17 protein-coding genes are annotated in these 18,823 nt (G+C 62.9%); 10 read left to right on the top strand and 7 right to left on the bottom strand.

The genetic code is table 11. The features are described from left to right. The first annotated feature begins 11 nt into the window (after positions 1–11). The 5 genes from G3N59_RS24510 to G3N59_RS24490 all read left to right on the top strand — a co-directional run bounded on the left by G3N59_RS24510 (position 12) and on the right by G3N59_RS24490 (position 6,544). Entirely contained in the window at positions 12–1,436 is a 1,425-nt protein-coding gene (locus tag G3N59_RS24510) for a DUF3443 family protein (protein ID WP_205985394.1), read from the top strand. Between the two features lie 489 nt (positions 1,437–1,925). Continuing rightward, positions 1,926–3,623: a methyl-accepting chemotaxis protein gene (locus tag G3N59_RS24505; RefSeq protein WP_205985393.1), complete on the top strand. Its 1,698-nt coding sequence runs from the start codon at positions 1,926–1,928 to the stop codon at positions 3,621–3,623. An 18-nt stretch (positions 3,624–3,641) separates the two neighbouring features. Next, positions 3,642–4,493: a protein-glutamate O-methyltransferase CheR gene (locus G3N59_RS24500; protein WP_205985392.1), complete on the top strand. Its 852-nt coding sequence runs from the start codon at positions 3,642–3,644 to the stop codon at positions 4,491–4,493. Beyond that, positions 4,480–4,980: a chemotaxis protein CheD gene (locus tag G3N59_RS24495; RefSeq protein ID WP_205985391.1), complete on the top strand. Its 501-nt coding sequence runs from the start codon at positions 4,480–4,482 to the stop codon at positions 4,978–4,980. Before G3N59_RS24500 ends, G3N59_RS24495 begins: the two co-directional genes overlap by 14 nt. A 70-nt stretch (positions 4,981–5,050) precedes the next feature. Further along, positions 5,051–6,544 carry a chemotaxis protein CheW gene (locus G3N59_RS24490; RefSeq protein WP_205985390.1) on the top strand — a complete coding sequence of 498 codons (1,494 nt, stop codon included), beginning with the start codon at positions 5,051–5,053 and terminating at the stop codon, positions 6,542–6,544. A 12-nt stretch (positions 6,545–6,556) separates the two neighbouring features. Here the strand turns inward: G3N59_RS24490 and G3N59_RS24485 are convergent, their stop codons facing one another. Then, complete coding sequence (locus G3N59_RS24485) at positions 6,557–7,567, bottom strand: DUF2891 domain-containing protein (RefSeq protein ID WP_205985389.1); 1,011 nt, start codon at positions 7,565–7,567, stop codon at positions 6,557–6,559. A gap of 59 nt (positions 7,568–7,626) precedes the next feature. After that, positions 7,627–8,376, bottom strand: a complete 750-nt coding sequence (locus G3N59_RS24480; RefSeq protein ID WP_205985388.1) for a TetR/AcrR family transcriptional regulator — start codon at positions 8,374–8,376, stop codon at positions 7,627–7,629. Positions 8,377–8,605: 229 nt separating this feature from the next. On the opposite strand from G3N59_RS24480, the gene G3N59_RS24475 reads away from it, so the two are divergent. From G3N59_RS24475 to G3N59_RS24460, 4 genes are read left to right on the top strand one after another with little or no spacing between them, the layout of a single operon-like run. Next, positions 8,606–9,787 carry an isovaleryl-CoA dehydrogenase gene (locus G3N59_RS24475; RefSeq protein WP_205985387.1) on the top strand — a complete coding sequence of 394 codons (1,182 nt, stop codon included), beginning with the start codon at positions 8,606–8,608 and terminating at the stop codon, positions 9,785–9,787. Positions 9,788–9,819: 32 nt separating this feature from the next. Continuing rightward, positions 9,820–11,427 carry a carboxyl transferase domain-containing protein gene (locus tag G3N59_RS24470; RefSeq protein ID WP_205985386.1) on the top strand — a complete coding sequence of 536 codons (1,608 nt, stop codon included), beginning with the start codon at positions 9,820–9,822 and terminating at the stop codon, positions 11,425–11,427. Between the two features lie 27 nt (positions 11,428–11,454). After that, positions 11,455–12,240 carry an enoyl-CoA hydratase/isomerase family protein gene (locus G3N59_RS24465; RefSeq protein ID WP_205985385.1) on the top strand — a complete coding sequence of 262 codons (786 nt, stop codon included), beginning with the start codon at positions 11,455–11,457 and terminating at the stop codon, positions 12,238–12,240. A gap of 32 nt (positions 12,241–12,272) precedes the next feature. Then, a complete protein-coding gene (locus G3N59_RS24460) occupies positions 12,273–14,282 on the top strand; it encodes an acetyl/propionyl/methylcrotonyl-CoA carboxylase subunit alpha (protein ID WP_205985384.1) in 2,010 nt (669 codons plus the stop codon). A 70-nt stretch (positions 14,283–14,352) separates the two neighbouring features. Here the strand turns inward: G3N59_RS24460 and G3N59_RS24455 are convergent, their stop codons facing one another. Then, a complete protein-coding gene (locus G3N59_RS24455) occupies positions 14,353–14,811 on the bottom strand; it encodes a carboxymuconolactone decarboxylase family protein (protein ID WP_241023960.1) in 459 nt (152 codons plus the stop codon). A 96-nt stretch (positions 14,812–14,907) separates the two neighbouring features. Between G3N59_RS24455 and G3N59_RS24450 the strand changes: the two genes are divergently transcribed. Then, complete coding sequence (locus tag G3N59_RS24450; RefSeq protein WP_205985383.1) at positions 14,908–15,381, top strand: MarR family transcriptional regulator; 474 nt, start codon at positions 14,908–14,910, stop codon at positions 15,379–15,381. 15 nt (positions 15,382–15,396) lie between these two features. Here the strand turns inward: G3N59_RS24450 and G3N59_RS24445 are convergent, their stop codons facing one another. The 4 genes from G3N59_RS24445 to G3N59_RS24430 all read right to left on the bottom strand — a co-directional run bounded on the left by G3N59_RS24445 (position 15,397) and on the right by G3N59_RS24430 (position 18,805). After that, positions 15,397–16,197 (bottom strand): CDP-diacylglycerol diphosphatase, encoded by an 801-nt coding sequence (locus tag G3N59_RS24445; RefSeq protein WP_205985382.1) that lies wholly within the window; start codon positions 16,195–16,197, stop codon positions 15,397–15,399. Between the two features lie 198 nt (positions 16,198–16,395). Then, a complete protein-coding gene (locus G3N59_RS24440) occupies positions 16,396–16,686 on the bottom strand; it encodes a DUF6587 family protein (protein WP_205985381.1) in 291 nt (96 codons plus the stop codon). Further along, positions 16,683–18,542, bottom strand: a complete 1,860-nt coding sequence (locus G3N59_RS24435; protein ID WP_205985380.1) for a ferrous iron transporter B — start codon at positions 18,540–18,542, stop codon at positions 16,683–16,685. The genes G3N59_RS24440 and G3N59_RS24435 overlap by 4 nt, the downstream gene beginning before the upstream one ends. After that, complete coding sequence (locus G3N59_RS24430; protein ID WP_205985379.1) at positions 18,539–18,805, bottom strand: FeoA family protein; 267 nt, start codon at positions 18,803–18,805, stop codon at positions 18,539–18,541. Before G3N59_RS24430 ends, G3N59_RS24435 begins: the two co-directional genes overlap by 4 nt. Positions 18,806–18,823: the final 18 nt, after the last annotated feature.

Below are 18,823 nucleotides of genomic sequence, written 5' to 3'. Positions count from 1 at the left end.
AGGAGCGCGCAATGCACAAGATCATCATGGCCTGCGCACTGGGCGCGAGCGTGCTGCTGGGAGCATGCGGCGGCGGGGGCGGCAGCGACGGAAGTCCGGCGGTTGCCAATGTCCCGGCTACGGGCGGCAAGTCTAGTTCCGGCACGAACAACGCATCGAATCAGGGCACGTCCGGCGGCTCGTCGGGCAATTCGGGCGCAAGTGGCTCGGACTCGGTGGCACCGCCTACGCCCACGACGAACGGCGGCGATAGCAGCGGCGGCACGAACGGTTCGACCGATGCGGGCTCCGGTACGACGCCGTCGGGTTCAGACACCTCGGGCGGCGGCACGCCGGCCGATATCGGCAACACGATTCCCGTGCTGGTTTCGCCGGTCACCGTCGTGCGCAACTTCCCGCTGGTCAGCGTGACGATTTGCCAGCCCGGCAGCGGCGGCAAGACGAATTGCGCGACGATCGACCACGTTCTGCTCGACACCGGCTCGTTCGGTCTGCGCCTGTTTGCATCGGTGATTCCTGATGCAACGCTCGCCGCATTGCCCGTGCAGACCGACCCCGTAACCGGGAGGAACGTCGCCGCGTGCGCGAACTTCGGCTCGGGTTACACATGGGGCGGCTTGCGCACCGCTGACGTAAAAATGTCCGCCGAGGTCGCCGCTTCCGTGCCGATCCAGGTCATCGGCGATACGGCGGTCAGCGCTGCCGCTCCGCAATCCTGCGTCTACAACACCGCGCTCCCTGGCCCGGACATGCTGGGCGCGAACGGCATTCTGGGCGTGGGCGTCGCGCGTTACGACTGCGGCGCCGCTTGCGCGGGCACCACGCCAGTGCCGGGCTACTACTATGCCGACGGCGCACGACCCAGACCGATTTCGATGCCGCTGGCCAACCAGGTCGCGAACCCCGTGGCGCTTTTCCCGGTCGATAACAACGGTTTGATCGTCGATATGCCGGCCGTGGATGCGAACGGTGCGCCTGTCGCGAGCGGCACGGTGACGTTCGGCATCGGTACGCAGAGCAACAACCGTTTGGCGGGCACCGGTACGACCGTTCTGGCGACGGACGGCTGGGGCAATTTCAAGGGCAGCATGAGTGGCGACAATGCCGTGCAGGCCTTTGTCGATTCGGGCACGAACACGCTGATGTTCGACGATGCGGCGATCACTCAGAACAGCTTCTTGTTCTATGCGCCGCCCGCGACGCTCAAGCGCACGGCGTCGCTCACCGACGCACGCGGCGAGAGCGTCACGGTCGACGTTGCGATTGCCAACGCGGATGCGTTGTTCGGCACCAATAACTTCGCCTTCAACAACCTGGGCGCGTATCTCGCGCAGACCGTCGATCTGGGCATGCCGTTCTTCTATGGCAAGCGTGTCTATTACGGCATCGATGCGGGGGAAGCCGCGCTACCTTACGTCGCGTGGATCGCACCCTGATTTTCATCGCCGCGACATAAATCCCGTTGTTCCAGCGACGCGCGCCACTCAAAACGGCGCGCGTTTTTTATTGAAACTACAGTGCACTTATTTCAACAGCAACATAAAAATAATTGCGGCATGAGCGATTTTGCGTCCCTATATTTTCATCGCGTGCTAATTTCGGGAAGTTTCTGAAAGCAAATAAAAATCGCTCCACATTTATATCTGAAAATATCACGCGGGAAACGTTTGCCTAGGTAAAAACCCCTGGTCAAGCGCTGCATCACGGCGGCCGATATAGCGAAAGTAGGGAAAGCCGGTTTAGCTGGCGGAATACTCGTTCCACATGTAATTCGATTATTCGATCTGCCTTTCAATAAATAGGGCGGATAGTATTAAACACATTACAAAAAGCCACTGAGAGAACGCGTGCGGTCCATTGCACGCGCTACGCGGAATTGCGCCTGGAAAGCTCAATAGCCGCGACACACAACGACGAGGGAAACGATGGAACATTCGACGCCAGACCGTGAGCTCGAACTGGTCGAGCTGAGCGCGGTGAGCGCGGCACTGAACCGGGTGCAGGCCGTAATCGAGTTCGATCTGCAAGGCATCATCCTGCATGCCAACGACAACTTTCTGAAGACGCTCGGCTACACGCTCGATGAAGTGCGTGGCAAGCACCATCGAATGTTCTGTGATCCTGAATATGCGCGTAGCGAAGCGTATCGCGCGTTCTGGGAACGTCTCGGCCGTGGCGAATTCGATCGCGGCGAATACCGGCGCGTCGCCCACGACGGCCGCGAAATCTGGATCAATGCCTCGTACAACCCGGTGCTCGACAAGAGCGGCCGCGCCTACAAGGTCATCAAGTTCGCCACCGACATCACCGAAGCGAAGCGTCAGAACGCCGAATTCGAAGGGCGTCTGCGCGCCATCGACAAGGCGCAGGCGGTGATCGAATTCGACACCAACGGCATCGTGCTGGACGCGAACCAGAATTTCCTCAACACGCTCGGCTACCGGCTCGATGAAATCCAGGGCAAGCATCACCGCATGTTCTGCGAAGAGAGCTACACGGCCAGCCTCGACTACCACGACTTCTGGGCCAAGCTCAATCGCGGCGAATACGATGCAGGCCGCTACAAGCGCATCGGCAAGGGCGGGCGCGTGGTGTGGATTCAGGCGACCTATAACCCGATCTTCGATATGAACGGCCGGCTCTACAAGGTCGTGAAGTTCGCCAATGACGTCACGGCGCAGGTCGAACTCGAAGAAAGCGTGAAGCGCCGCGCCGAAGAAGATCAACGCAAGGTCGAGAAGCTGCTAGACGTCGTGCGCAAGGCGGCATCGGGCGATCTGAGCGGCGAAGTCGCGGTGCAGGGCGACGACCCCATCGACCAGCTTGCCGCCGGTATCAAGAGCATGATGAGCGACCTCGCGAGCGTGATCGGCAAGGTGGTGGAATCGGCGGGCACGTTCAAGGATTCGTCGCAGGACATCGCCGCGCGTGCCGATACGGTGGCGGGCGGCGCGCAGTTGCTCGGCGCGACCGTCGAGGAAATGAACGCCTCGATCGAAGAACTGACCGCCTCGATCAATTCGATCGCCGATAATTCGCGCGGCGCCGACCAGCTTGCCAAAGACACGCAAGTCGAAGCCGAGCGCGGCTCGAAAGCCGTCACGCGCTCGATCGAGTCGATGGAACTGATCAACCGCTCGTCGGAAGATATCGGCGAGATTATCAAGGTGATTGGCGAGATCGCCAGTCAGACCAATCTGCTCGCGTTCAATGCCGCGATTGAAGCGGCGCGTGCGGGCGAACACGGTCTCGGGTTCTCCGTCGTGGCCGACGAAGTGCGCAAACTGGCCGAACGTTCCTCGCAGGCCACCAAGGAAATCTCCAAGCTCATCAACGAGTCGGTCAAACGCGTCGCGCAAGGCAGCGAAATCTCCAAGCAGGCTGGCGAAGCGTTCGAGCGCATCCTGAGCGGCGTGAGCCGCACCACCCAGGCAATCTCCGAAATCTCCTGCGGCGCGGACGAGCAGTTGATCGCCGCGCGCGAAGTCGCCGCTGCGATCCAGCAGGTCGCCGAGGAGACCGAGAAGTCCGCAGGCGCCTGCGACACGATTGCCCGTGCGGCAGCTTCCCTGCGGGGCGGCGCCGAAGGTCTCGACAAGACGGTGGCGCGCTTCGTGGTTTGAAGCGCAGGGAGCTGAACTGTGGATATCGATAAGGATGTCGAAGCATCGGTGCAGCGCGCACTGATCGAACAGGTGCGCCGTCACACCGGCATTGCGATGAACGAGCGCAAGTGGACCATGCTCAAGGGGCGCTTGCGCCGCCGTGTGATGGCGCTTGGCTTGCCGGACTATCGCGACTATCTGCAGGTGCTCGACACGAGCGCCGAGGAAGTGCGCGATTTCATCGACCTCGTGACGACGAACGAAACGTCGTTCTTCCGCACGCCGCGCATCTGGGAATATCTTGCGCAGACCTTCCTGCCTCAATGGCAGGCAACGCACGCGGGCACGCCGCTGCGTGTGTGGTCGGCGGCGGCGTCGAGCGGCGAGGAAGCGTGGACCACGGCCATGTTGTGCGAAGAGTATCGCGCCAGCGAACCGGCGTTTCGCTACGCCATCGTCGGCACGGATATTTCGGACGGCATTCTGGCGAGCGCACGCGCAGGCAGCTATCAGGGCCGCAGTATCGACGGTCTGCGCCAGAACCATCCGGCGCTCGCGCAGAAGTGGTTTCGCAACGAAGGCGCGCAGGCCACGGTGAACGACGCGCTGCGCACGCATGTGTCGTTTCGTCAGCACAATCTCTATTCGGTGCCGCGCGATCTGGGCCCGTTCGATCTCGTGCTGTTGCGCAACGTGCTGATCTATTTCGATCTCGACGGGCAGCAGGCGGTGCTGTCGAACGTGCGCCGCGCAATGAGGCCCGATGCGATTCTGATCGTCGGTGAATCCGAATCGCTGAGCCGGGTGGCGACGGGCTTTACCTTCGAGCAGCCGCTTATTTATCGCAACGGCCAGAGCCGTGAGGAGCACAGCCATGAGCACGCGTGACGTGCAAGTGAAGATGTGCGAGATCGCGGTGAGCAGCGGCAGCGACGCCAGAATCTTGCGAGCGACGCTGGGCTCGTGCGTGGGTATCGGCTTGCTGTGGCGCGCGCGCGGCACCTATGGCCTCGCGCATTGCCTGCTGCCGCAGCCGGTCGGTCATACGCGTTACGCCGTGCCCGGTGCGCAACTCGGCAACGGTGCGAAATACGTGATCGATGCACTGCCCGCGCTGATCTCGATGATGGGTGCCGAGACCGCGCCGGATGGCGAAATCGAAGCCGTGCTCGCGGGCGGGGCCAACATGATGCAGCATCGCACCACGCTGCATGAGCCGATCGGCGATCTCAACGTACGTATGGCGCAGCAGGTGCTGGCCGATGCAGGCATGCGCGTCGTCCACATGGATGTGGGCGGCGAGTGCGGCCGGCAACTCACCATCGACTGCGAACAGCCGCATTACGCCGTGCGCCGTTTTTCGCGCCCGGCCTGAGTGCGGCCTTGACGTGCATCGTTGATGTGTCCAGTTCAAAGCGCAACGCTCAATCATACGGAGCTTCACGATGAACCAACGTGCGCTGGCCGGTGGTGGCCAGCTCGAGCTATACGGGTCGTTTTATCTGGCCGGGACGGAACTGGCGCTGCCCGTCACCGCGCTCCAGGAAGTGGTCAATCATCCTGGCACGCTGACGCCCGTGCCGCTCGCGCCGCCGTATCTGCTCGGCCTGTTTAACCTGCGCGGCACGCTGATTCCAGTCGTCGATCTGCGCCAGTTGCTGAATCTGCCGGCCGAAGGCGCGACGGGCGTGCGCAAGATCGCGATCGTCGAAACCGCCAATGCGCGCGTGGGTCTGCAATTCGATGCCACGGGCGAGATCCTGCGCGTACCGAAGGATCAGGTGATTTCGATCGAAACCGTCGAAGGCAGCGCGCCATCGGCGATTGGCGCGGTGCTCAAGCTCAACGGCGGCGAGCGCATTCTGCAGGTGCTTTCCGCCGCTGCGCTGTTGCAGTTGCGCGATGTGCCGCATCTGGCCGAACCGGTTGCGCGCACAACGCAGCGGCGCGCGCAGCAGGGCCAGCGCAAGCAGAATGTCTCGTTCAAGGTGGGCGGCACGGCGCTGGCGTTGCCGATGGACGCGATCCAGGAAATCATCCGCGTACCGGCCTTGCAGCATTCGCCGTTCGCTGACGATGTCTGTATCGGCATGCTCAATCTGCGCGGGGCAACGGTGCCGGTGCTGGATTTTGGTCGTTTTCTAGGCTTTGCGCGTGCAAGCGATGACGAAGTCATGACCGATGATCGCCGCATAGTCGTGCTGCATCGCGACGAGCTTTACTTCGGACTACTGGTCGATGAAGTGGCAAGCATCGTTGCGTATCGCGAAGATCAGCTTTTGCCGATGCCTTCATATGGCGCCGCGCATCGCTCGCTATTCTCCGGTTATCTGGCCGCCGATGGCGTGGCGGGCGTGCTGCTGGTCAGCGCCGACGCGCTCTATGCGAACGCGCGTATCGCAGCGGTCGCGGCGGGCCATCGCGATCTCTATCGCAAAGCCACCGAAGCGGCCACTGCGGCGCAGAAGCGTGGCAATGGCACGCGGCAGACGATTGTGACATTCCGCATCGGCCAGTTGATCGGCGTGCGCATTACCGAGTTGCGCGAGGTGATCGACTATCGCGACGACATCGTCAAGACGCCGGGTTTGCCGGCGTTCGTGCGCGGCGTGCTGAATCTGCGCGGCGTGATTGTGACGGTGATCGACGTGCGGGCGATGTACGCCATGCCGCCGTACGAGGATATGGCGCGCGCGAAGATCCTGATCGTCGAGCATCACGGCGAGAAGTACGGCCTGCTGGTCGATACGGTCGAGGACATCATTACGCTCAAGGGCGGCGCGCAACTGGCGATGCCCGCGATGCTCACGCGCGGTGCGGGCGTGAACGTGCGCAGCGATATGCGCGAGGCGGTCGAGTTGCCGGGCCAGGGCACGCTGATGCTGCTCGATCCCGTCTCGCTGTGCGAACGGGTGGCGATGGAGGCGTCGGTTGCCTGACGTGGGCGCGCTTCAAGCTTCCAGGGCGAGCACGGCGAACGTCGCCAGCCAGTGCTCGCCCATGTAATCCCCTGCTACGTGCGGTAGCGCAGCGTCAAGGTGCGTCTGGGCGGCCGCGCGCAATATCGTTGCGCGCGCATCGTTTTCCGGCAGTGCGTTTGCAAGCGTGCGCTGGCACCACGCGCGGCTCAGATTCAAGCCGTCCAGATGCGCGATCTTGCCGTCGCTGCGGTCCGTGACCGTTGCGGGTAGGAACAGCGTTGCGGGCTCGCGCGCGGCAAGCTCGGGCAGAAAGCGTGTGAACCACGCGGCGAATTCATCGGCTTCCATCACGCGGCTCATCAGGACCGCTTCCATCAGCGCGGGCGAGAGAAATTCGTCGCCCGAAGGCTCCCATGCCTGGCAAGCTGCATCGCCTTCGTGCCAGCGGCGTGCGGTGCTTTCAATCAGCGTCGCCAACGAATAGCGCGATGTTTTCCTCGCGAAATCCAGCGCAAGCGTGAGCGCGAACGCGGTATTGAAATGCGTGCCCACGCGCAGCGGGTACGTCGCCATCGGCAGGAATGCTTCGAAACGCTCGGCAAATGCCTCGGTCAGCGGCGCGAGTGCGTGCGACCAGCGCTCGGCTTGCGGCGAAGTCGCCGCGTGCAGTTGCGTGGCGAGCGCCAGCAGCCACGCCCATCCATAAGGCCGCTCGAAGCCGCGATTGTGGGGAATGTCGAGATAGGCGCGCTCGCCAGCCATCTTCTCTTCGGTGAAATGCTCGTCGATTACGGCGACGATGTGCGGCGCTTCGGGCAGATCGGGATAGCGCGCCAGCAGATGCGCGACGAGCCAGTAACCATGCACGCACGAATGCCAGTCGTAGCTGCCGTAAAACACCGGATGCAGCGCGCGTGGACTTTGCACATCGCGGGGCCCGGCAAGCGAATGCGTGAGCCGGTTCGGATATTCGCGCGTGAGATGCGAAAGCGCAATCGAAGCGAAGTGCGAAGCGAGCGAAGCCGTAAGCGTGCTGTGCATGACGTCCTGCGCGTAAAGGAGAACGCCTGCCAGCTTAGCGCGAAATCACCGGTGCAGGCTCAGTCGTGCGCGTGTTGCGCCCCTGCCTTGCGCGGCGTGCGTTCGCGCGAGAGGCGTTGCATGGCTTCGCCGACGTCCTGGCTGAATTGCGCGAGTGCGGCCAGTTCCAGATTGGGCGGTTGCAGCGCGCTCCAGAGCACATCGGCGAGTTGTTCTGCTGTAGCGTCGATATCCGTGCGGCGGTTGGCGAGCGTCGCGTCCCACAGCACATGTTCCATCGGGCCGAACACGAGCGAGCGCAGCAGACGCAGCGGCATGTCGTTGCGAATCTGTCCGCATTCCTGGCCGCGTGCGAGCACGCGCATGAGCGGCGCGGTATAGCGCCGCTGCATTTCCATGAGCGCTTCGCTCAGATCGTGATGGCGCGTGCGGCCTTCCGATAGCACCAGCTCGCAGATGCCCGTGCCGCTTTCCAGCATCAACTGCAAATGCATGCGCACGATAAAGGCGAATTGCTGACGTACCGTGCCGTCGCGCGGCAGGCCCGATTCGATGGCCTCGATCGATTCGTCATACCAGTCGCCGATCACGCGCGCGCACAACTCGCGCTTGCCGCGAAAGTAGCTGAACACCGTGGCTTCGGAAACGCCGAGCCGTTGTGCGATTTCGGCCGTTGTCGCGCGTGTGTAGCCTTTTTCGGAAAACACCTCGCGTCCCGCTTCGAGAATTTCCTTCACGCGCTGCTGGGACTTGCGTCCGGCGGGTTCGCGGCGCGAGGCGGGCAGGGCGGTTTTGGGAGCGGCAGGCATTCTGAGTAAGGGTCACTTAATGGCGAATTTGTGCCGATTATGCACCATGTTTCTCTCGCCGAAAGGCGTTTTTACATGAGGATCGATCGATTGATCCGAAAATCTGAGTGACGCTCAGAAATACCTATTGACGTTAACGTAAATGTGGCGTGAAATGTGTCCCCTAAGGGAAGCCACGGGCAGTCACGACCTGCAGGCCCGCGCCCATGCCGATCAAGGAGACAACAGAATGAGCAACGTACCCGGTTTGCAGTTCCCGCTTGGCGAAGAAGTCGAAATGCTGCGTGACAGCATCGCGAACTTTGCGTCGAAAGAGATCGCCCCGCGCGCGGGCGAGATCGATCGCACCGACCAGTTCCCGATGGACCTCTGGCGTAAATTCGGCGATCTGGGCGTGCTCGGCATGACGGTTTCCGAAGAGTACGGCGGCGCCAACATGGGCTACACCGCGCACATGGTCGCGATGGAGGAAATCTCACGCGCATCGGCTTCGGTCGGGCTCTCGTACGGCGCGCATTCGAATCTGTGCGTGAACCAGATCCACCGCAACGGCACCGAGGCGCAAAAGCGCAAATATCTGCCCAAACTGGTCTCCGGCGAACACGTGGGCGCACTCGCGATGAGCGAGCCGAATGCGGGCTCGGACGTCGTCAGCATGAAGCTGCGTGCCGATAAAAAAGGCGACAAATACGTGCTCAACGGCACGAAGATGTGGATCACCAATGGCCCGGATTGCGACACGCTGGTCGTGTACGCCAAGACCGATCTCGAAGCGGGCCCGAAGGGCATGACGGCTTTCATCGTCGAAAAGGGCATGAAGGGTTTCTCCGTGGCGCAGAAACTCGACAAGCTCGGCATGCGTGGCTCGCACACGGGCGAACTCGTGTTTCAGGACGTGGAAGTGCCGGAGGAAAACATCCTGGGCCAACTCAATGGCGGCGTGAAGGTGCTGATGAGCGGCCTCGACTACGAGCGCGCGGTGCTCGCGGGCGGTCCCACCGGCATCATGGCCGCCGTGATGGATGCGGTCGTGCCGTACATTCACGAGCGCAAACAGTTCGGTCAGGCCATCGGCGAATTCCAGCTGATTCAGGGCAAGATGGCCGATCTCTACACCACGTTCCAGGCCTGCCGCGCGTATCTCTACGCGGTCGGTCGCCAGCTCGACACGCTGGGCGCGGGTCATGTGCGTCAGGTGCGCAAGGACTGCGCGGGCGTGATTCTCTACACCGCCGAAAAAGCCACGTGGATGGCGGGCGAAGCGATCCAGATCCTGGGCGGCAACGGCTATATCAACGAGTATCCCGTGGGACGTCTCTGGCGTGACGCGAAGCTCTACGAAATCGGCGCGGGCACCAGCGAGATCCGCCGCATGCTGATTGGCCGCGAACTGTTCGCGGAAACCGCCTGAGAGCCTGAGAGAAACGTTGCGAGAACAACGATATGCCGATCATCGAAACGAAGCTCAATCCCCGCTCTGACGATTTCAAGGCCAACGCTGCCGCGCTCGAAGCGCTGGTCGCCGACCTGCGTGAGAAGATCCAGAAGCTTTCGCTGGGCGGCGGCGCGGCGGCGCGCGACAAGCACGTTTCGCGGGGCAAGCTGCTGCCGCGCGATCGCATCGCGCAACTGCTCGATCCGGGCACGCCGTTTCTGGAGCTTTCGCAGCTTGCCGCCTACGGCATGTATAACGACGATGCGCCTGGCGCGGGCGTCATCACCGGCATTGGACGCATTGCCGGCCAGGAATGCGTGATCGTCTGTAACGACGCCACCGTGAAGGGCGGCACGTATTATCCCGTGACCGTCAAAAAGCACGTGCGCGCGCAGGAAATCGCGCAGGAAAACCGCTTGCCCTGCGTGTATCTCGTCGATTCGGGCGGCGCGAATCTGCCGAATCAGGACGATGTGTTTCCCGATCGCGATCACTTCGGCCGCATCTTCTACAACCAGGCGAATCTCTCCGCGCAAGGCATTCCGCAGATCGCCGTGGTGATGGGTTCGTGCACGGCGGGCGGCGCCTATGTGCCCGCAATGAGCGATGAATCGATCATCGTGAAGAACCAGGGCACGATTTTTCTCGGCGGTCCGCCGCTCGTGAAGGCCGCGACTGGCGAAGAAGTGAGCGCCGAAGATCTCGGTGGCGGCGACGTGCATACGCGCCTTTCCGGCGTGGCCGATCATCTCGCGCAGAACGACGCGCACGCGCTGGCGATTGCGCGCTCGATCGTCGGCAATCTGAATCGCACCAAGGTGCCGCCCGTTGCGCTGCGTGAACCGCTGCCGCCGCGCCATGACGCGAAAAGCCTGTACGGCGTGATTCCCGTCGATACACGCAAGCCTTTCGATGTGCGCGAAGTCATCGCGCGTATCGTCGACGATTCCGCTTTCGATGAATTCAAGGCGCGCTATGGCACCACGCTTGTGACGGGCTTTGCGCATATCTGGGGACACCCGGTTGGCATCGTCGCGAATAACGGCATTCTGTTTTCCGAATCGGCGCTCAAGGGCGCGCATTTCATTGAGTTGTGCGCGCAACGAAAAATTCCGCTGGTGTTCCTGCAGAACATCACGGGATTTATGGTGGGCCGCAAGTACGAAAACGAAGGTATTGCACGCAATGGCGCGAAGATGGTGACGGCGGTGGCGACGGCAAAAGTGCCGAAGTTCACGGTGATCATCGGCGGCTCGTTTGGCGCGGGCAATTACGGCATGTGCGGACGGGCGTATTCGCCGCGTTTCCTGTGGATGTGGCCCAACGCGCGCATTTCGGTGATGGGCGGCGAGCAGGCTGCTTCGGTGCTGGCCACGGTGCGCCGCGATGGTATCGAAGCGAAAGGCGGCACGTGGAGCGCCGAAGAAGAAGAGGCGTTCAAGCAGCCGATTCGCGATCAATACGAGGTTCAGGGTCATCCGTATTATGCGAGCGCGCGCTTGTGGGACGACGGCGTGATCGATCCTGCGCAAACGCGCGATGTGCTCGGCCTGGGTTTGTCGGCGACGATGAATGCGCCGATCGAAGACACGCGCTTTGGCGTGTTCCGCATGTAAGGCCGCGAGCGAGGAGGAGACATCACGATGAACTACGAAACGCTCACTGTCGAATTCGCGGGCCATGTTGCCACCGTCACGCTCAATCGCCCCGATGTGCGCAACGCGTTCAACGAGGCGATGATTGCGGATATCAGCGCTGCGTTTACGGCTTTAGGTGCGCGCAATGACGTGCGTGCGATCGTGCTCGCTGGCAACGGAAAAGCCTTCTGCGCAGGCGCGGATCTGAACTGGATGCGCAAGATGGCCGGTTACTCGAATGAAGAGAACCACGCCGATGCATTGCGTCTCGCGCAGATGCTATCGGCGATCTATCGTTGTCCCAAACCGGTGATTGCGCGCGTGCATGGCGATGCTTACGCAGGCGGTATGGGCCTCGTTTGTGCAGCCGATATCGTCGTTGCGGCGGATACGGTGAACTTCTGTCTCTCCGAAGCGCGGCTCGGTCTGATGCCCGCCACCATCGCGCCTTATGTGATTCGCGCACTGGGCGAGCAGGCAGCACGCCGCTACTTTGTCACGGCTGAAGCGTTCGATTGCGCAACGGCGCTGCGTCTTGGCCTCGTGAGCGAAGCGGTGAGTGCGAGCGAACTCGATGCCACCGTGCAGCGTATCGCCGACACGCTCTGTGCAAACAGCCCGAACGCAGTGCGCGAATGCAAGCAGCTTGTCCAGGATATCGCGGGCACGGCTATCGACGATGCACTGATCGACGATACGGCGCAGCGCATCGCGCGGATTCGCGCGAGCGACGAAGGGCGCGACGGCGTGTCGTCGTTCCTCGAAAAGCGTACGCCCGGCTGGCGCGCCTGAGACCTGCTCAAGACTCCATAGCGAGACTTCTTATGTTCAACAAGATTCTGATCGCCAACCGCGGCGAGATTGCCTGCCGCGTTGCCGCTACCTGCCGGCGTCTGGGCGTGAAAAGCGTGGCTGTCTATTCGGATGCCGATGCCGACGCCAAACACGTCGCGGCTTGCGATGAAGCCGTGCATATTGGCGAAGCGGGTGCACAGCAAAGCTATCTGCGCATTGAACGCATCATCGCCGCCGCGAAAGCAACGGGCGCTGAAGCGATTCATCCGGGTTATGGTTTTCTTTCGGAAAACGAAGATTTCGGCCGCGCGTGCGAAGAGGCTGGCATCGTCTTTATCGGTCCGCCGGTCGAGGCGATTGCTGCGATGGGTTCGAAAGCCGCGGCCAAGGCGCTGATGCACGCTGCGGCCGTGCCGCTCGTGCCGGGCTATCACGGCGACGACCAGGACGCCGCGCTGCTGCAGCGCGAAGCCGATGCAATGGGCTACCCGGTGTTGCTGAAGGCCAGTGCGGGCGGCGGCGGAAAAGGCATGCGTGTGGTGGAGCGCAGCGAGGACTTCGCGGCGGCGCTCGCGTCATGCAAACGCGAAGCGGCCAGCAGCTTCGGCAACGATCGTGTGCTGATCGAGAAATACCTCTTGCGCCCGCGTCACGTGGAAGTGCAGGTCTTCGCGGATAAACTCGGCGGCGCGGTCTATCTGTTCGATCGCGATTGCTCGGTGCAGCGTCGTCATCAGAAGGTGCTGGAAGAAGCGCCCGCGCCGGGTTTGTCCGACGATGTGCGGCGCGCGATGGGCGAAGCCGCGGTTGCTGCTGCGCGTGCCGTGCAGTACGTGGGCGCGGGCACTGTCGAATTCATCATGACGGGCGCGGATTTTTACTTCATGGAGATGAACACGCGCCTGCAGGTCGAGCATCCCGTAACGGAAATGGTCACGGGCCTCGATCTGGTGGAATGGCAGTTGCGCGTGGCGGCAGGCGAGCCGTTGCCGCTCGAACAGTCGCAACTCACCGTGACGGGCCATGCGCTCGAAGCGCGCATTTATGCGGAAAATCCTGCGCGTGGGTTCCTGCCGTCGACCGGTACGCTCAAGCATCTGCGCATGCCGCAAGGCGTCGAATTCCGTCTTGGCGAAGCCGGGCAGCGTGCGAGCGTGCGTATCGATAGCGGCGTGCGCGAAGGCGACACCATCACGCCCTTCTACGATCCGATGATCGCCAAGCTCATCGTGCACGGTGCAACGCGCGCCGATGCGCTCGCGCGCATGCGTCGTGCGCTGGAAGAATGCGAGATCGTCGGGCCGCATACGAACGTGGACTTTCTGCATCGGCTTGTGAGCAGCGAGCCGTTTGCGAATGCCGATCTCGACACCGGCCTGATCGAGCGTCATCACGACGCGCTGTTTGCCGCGCAGAAAATGCCGGTCCGCGAAGCACTTGCGCTCGCGAGTGCGGCATTGATCGGACGTGAAGGGGGGCGCGCGCAAGGCGGTTCGCCGTGGCAGGCGCTCGCGCATTGGCGTCTGAATAGCGGCTTCGTACAAACGTTCAACTGGCGCGATGTGGAAAGCGACGCGGCGTTGAGCGTGGCGTTCTCGCACGATGGCGGCGCACAGACGATCGATTGTTCGGGCGTCGAAGAGGCTTATACCTGGTGGCGTGGTGCAGAGCCTACGGAATACGGCGCGACCATCGGCAATACGCGCGTAACGGGCCGTGTGTTTATCGACGGCGATGTATTTCACGTGTTCTGTCTAGGCAAGGCAATGGCCTTCGAATGGCAGAACCTGTTGGCGCATGCCGCCGATGCGGAGCATGGCGAAGGCCGCCTCACCGCGCCGATGCCGGGCAAAGTGATTGCCGTGCTCGTCGAGCCGGGCACCGTGGTGGAAAAGGGCACGCCGCTCATCGTCATGGAAGCGATGAAAATGGAGCACACGATTGGCGCGCCGGCAGCCGGCAAGGTGACTGAGGTGCTCTATGGCGTGGGCGATCAGGTGGCGGACGGCGCGCAACTGCTGATGCTGGAAGCGGGTTAAGCGGCGTTCAGGGCGTTTCGCAAGCAAGCGGGCCTGCTCGCGCAACGCAGCAGGCCCGTATCCATTGCGTTCAAGCCTTCACAGGCGGCGCAAACTGCAACGCTACGCCAATGCGATTCCACGCATTGATGTTGGCGATGGCGGTGGTCAGAAACGCCATCTGCTCGCCGGGAAACTGCTCGGCGACTTTTCGATAGAGTCCTTCGCTCACGCCTTCGTGCAGCTTTGCAGTGAGCGCCTCTGTATAGGCCAGGGCGGCTTGTTCGCGCTCGCTATAGAACGAGCGCGCTTCGTGCCACGCCGTCAGCAGATCGAGCTTTTCCTGCGCAATCGGCAAGCCGCGCGCGATATTCAGGTGGTACTGGATGCAGAACGCGCAGCCGTTGATCTGCGATGCGCGAATCTTCAGCAATTCAGTCAGCGACTTTTCGAGGCCGGACGCATCCACGGCCTTGCTCATCGTCACGAGCCCGGCAACCACTTGCGGTGCATCGTGCGAAAACGTTTCATAGGAAATGCGTTGCGACATGACTGGACCTCGTATCGGTTGGAGGATAATATCAGAGCACGAACATCATATTCGAATGCTGACATCATGCGCAATACAACGAAGCGTATACCCAGAATGCCCAAAAACGGGCCTGATGCCGCAACGGCTATTCCGTCGCCGGGCGAAGGCAAGCGTGGCGAGAGCGGTTACATCGGCTATCTGCTGCGTCAGGCGGGCGCCGCGCAGCGCTTGCGCATGGAGCGTGCACTCGACGATCTGGGCATTACGCCGCCGCAATTCGTGGTGTTGACGATGCTGGTGGCGTACCCCGGCGTCTCGGGTGCGGATCTCGCGCGGCTCGCGGCGCTCACGCCGCAGACAGTCAGCGTGATCGTCGCGAATCTCACGCGTCATGCCTTGATCGAGCGCCGCCCGCATCCCGTGCACGGGCGTATTCAGCAGATCGAGGTGACGGAAGCGGGGCAGAGCCTGCTCAAGCAATGCCGTGCCCGCGTGCGGAAGCTGGAAACACAGATGCTCGAAGGCTTTAACGCCGATGAGGAGCAGGTGATCCGCCGCTGGCTGGTGGCGCAGGCACGCGAGGACTGAGCCTCGCGGCGTGGCTTAGGGTGCTTTGGCGAGCGCGCAGGCGTGATCGAGCAGACCTTCGGCCGTGCCTGTGCCACCTTCCACATCCTGGGCGCTGTTGACGATCAGCCAGCCGTCGCGGGCCGTGTCGGGGCCAGCACCGGTGACGAGAATGGTCTGCGTAGCCATGCCTTGCTGCGGACCGAGATCGCGCTCGACCACGCGGAACGGATTCGAGCGGTCGGTCAGACTCGTTACGCGCGTGATGCGATAGCGCTTGCCGTCGAGCGTCGTCCAGCGCCATGAGCCGGGCGCATCATGCCGATAAGGCGCGAGTGCATCGGCGATATCGTTGCGCATGCAATCGACGTGAATATGCAGTTGATTCTGCGAGCGCTGCTGCGACGAATTGATTTCGAGGCCCAGTTGCGTGGGGGCGAGCGTGGTCTTGAGCTTTTCGTTCACGTAGCGGCCCGCGGCCCAGGCGCCGGACCAGTATTCCGGCGAGCCCGCATAGAGAATATCGGGGCTTTCGATGCCGGAAACGCGGTCGGTGGGAATCAGCAGATATTGCGCGCGGCCGTTGATATCTTTGAGCACCGCATAGCGCTTGTCGAAATCGACCTTGGTGCACGGCCCCGGATTGCCCTTGTCGCGCGCGTTCGGCACGCACTGGCCGCCTACGACTTTCCAGAGCCCGTTCGCGTCGAAAGCCGAAAGCCGCACGCAACCGCTGGCGGCCAGCGCCGTGATGAGCGAAGCGCCCAGCGCGGCGGCAAGCGACGCGTAGCGGCGGCGGGCAGAAACAACGGCGGGAGCGTGAGGAACGTGAGGCATCGGCGCAGAAGGGCGAATGAAATGAAAGTCGCGCGTAACGTTGCGCGGGTGGGCCTTGCTGCGGGGAGTGTAGCGGAAACTCTGTGACAGGCGCTTGATCACGCCGGGCGAGCGGCGCGCGGCATCAAACGAAACGGCCCGCCGGGGTGATCCGGCGGGCCGTCTTTATCACGCGCTATTGCGGCGCATCGAGAGCGCTTATTTACGCGGTGGATGGAACGTCACGGTCTGTTCAACCGGCGCATCGCTCGGCCCGCAAGTGCCGCACGTACCGCAGCCGTCGCCGCAATCGCCGGTGGCGCCCCTGGGCTGCAGCCAGCGGCCGATGCGTTGCGTCATCGCTCCTCGTTGCGGACGCAACAAAGGTGCGGCCACGCCCGCCTGCACACGCAGGGTGGTTTTCGGCGCAACCTTGCGCAGCGCGGTCCAGAGACTCGCCGCGACCAGCAGTGCGATCACGGCGTATTGCAACAGCAGATTCGCGCTCACAGGAAGTACCTCGCAGCCTGATACGTGACGAAGGAAGCCGCATACGCGATCACGAACATATAGCCGAACGACACCACGACCGCTCGCCACGAACGCGTCTCGCGGCGGATCACGGCGAGCGTGGACATGCACTGCGGCGCGAACGCGAACCACACCATCAGCGAAAGCGCGCTGGCCACCGAGAAGTTCTGCGCGAGCGTGTGACCGAGTGCGGCCACGTCGGCGTCGCCGCCGGCCACCGCATAGACAGTGGCGAGCGCGGCCACGGCTGTTTCGCGTGCGGCGAATGCGGGGATCAGCGCGAGACTCATCTGCCAGTTGAAGCCCAGCGGCGCGAACGGCCATTGCAGCGCGCGGCCCAGATAACCGGCGATGGTGTAGTCGATGGCGGGCCCGGTTGCGCCCGCAGGCGGCGAGGGGAACGTCGACACGAACCACATGATGACGGTCAGCGCGAGGATGATGCCCGTGAGGCGTTTGAGGAAGATCGTGCAACGCTCCCACAGGCCGATCGCCACATCGCGCGCACGCGGGATGCGATACGAAGGCAGTTCCATCAGCAGCGCGTGTTCGGTGCGGTCGCGGCGCAGATGCTTCATGACCCAGCCCACCGCCATCGCGCCCAGGATGCCTGCAACGTACAGCGCGAACAGTACGAGACCTTGCAGGTTGAAGAGGCCGAACACCAGGCGATGCGGAATGAACGCGCTGATCAGCAGCGCGTAGACCGGCAGACGCGCGGAACAGGTCATCAGCGGGGCAACGAGAATCGTCGCCAGGCGGTCGCGCGGATCGGAGATGCTGCGCGTGCCCATCACGCCAGGAATCGCGCAGGCGAAGCTGGAGAGCAGCGGAATGAACGAGCGTCCCGTGAGGCCGACCGACACCATCATGCGATCGAGCAGGAATGCCGCGCGCGGCAGATAGCCCGATTCCTCCAGCACGAGGATGAAGAAGAACAGCACCAGAATTTCCGGCAGAAAGCCGAGCACGGTGCCCAGACCCGTGAGCAGACCGTCGGTCAGCAGACTGCGCAGCGGGCCATCGGGCAGCCACGCGCCCGCGATGCCGCCAAGCCAGTCGAAGCCATCGCCGATCGAATCGGTCAGCGGCTTGCCCAGCGAATACACGGCCTGAAACACGAGGAACATCACCACGGCCAGAATCAGCGGGCCGAGCACGGGATGCAGCGCGACGCTGTCGATGGCGTCGTCGCGTGCGTCGGTGGCGCGCGGCATCGTCACGGCATCGGCGAGGATGCGGCGCACGGTGGCGTGCAGATCGGTATCGGCGTCGGTGGCGCTCGGCTGCTGTGCAAGGGCGGCATTCGCGCCGACACGATCGATCAGGTCGATGAGCGGCTGCGCGCCATTGCGCTGCACGGCCACCGTTTCGACCACGGGCATGCCGAGCGCCTGGGCAAGCTTCGGCACATCGACGGTAATGCCGCGGCGCTTTGCGGCGTCCATCATGTTGAGCGCGAGCACGACCGGGCGGCCCATGCGTTTGACTTCGAGCACGAAGCGCAGATGCAGGCGCAGATTCGTGGCGTCGGCCACGCAGACCACGAGGTCGGGAATCGCTTCGCCGGGATAGCGGCCCATCAGCACGTCGTGCGTGACGCGTTCGTCGGGGCTGGCGGAATCGAAGCTGTACGCGCCCGGCAAATCGAGCAGTTGAATCCTGCGGCCAGCCGGCGTGGCGAAGCGGCCTTCCTTGCGCTCGACGGTCACGCCCGCGTAGTTCGCGACTTTCTGGCGCGCGCCGGTGAGCAGATTGAAAAGCGCGGTCTTGCCGCAATTGGGATTGCCGACGAGCGCAATGCGCAGCGGCGTCGTGTCGATACCGTTCGTCATGCCATGGCTCCTGCGCCGTGCGCGACGTCTTCGAGGTTCACGCTCACGCGTTCGGCTTCGGCGCGGCGCAGTGCGAAACGCGTGGAGCCGATCTGCACAAGCAGCGGGTCGGCGCTCCATGGCGCGCGGGCCACGACGCGCACCGGTTCGCCGGGCACGAAGCCGAGATCGCGCAGACGTTGAGCGATGGGGTCGCGAGCGGAGGCGTCTTCGACGCGCTCGACAAAGGCAGTGGCGCCCTTGGTTAGGTCGGTCAGCCGCATGGGGAATCTTGTTTTATG

The organism is Paraburkholderia sp. Ac-20340, from assembly GCF_017104965.1.
Taxonomy (GTDB): domain Bacteria; phylum Pseudomonadota; class Gammaproteobacteria; order Burkholderiales; family Burkholderiaceae; genus Paraburkholderia.
Note: the sequence above shows the minus strand (reverse complement) of the source record. Positions and strands in the feature narration are given on the sequence as shown.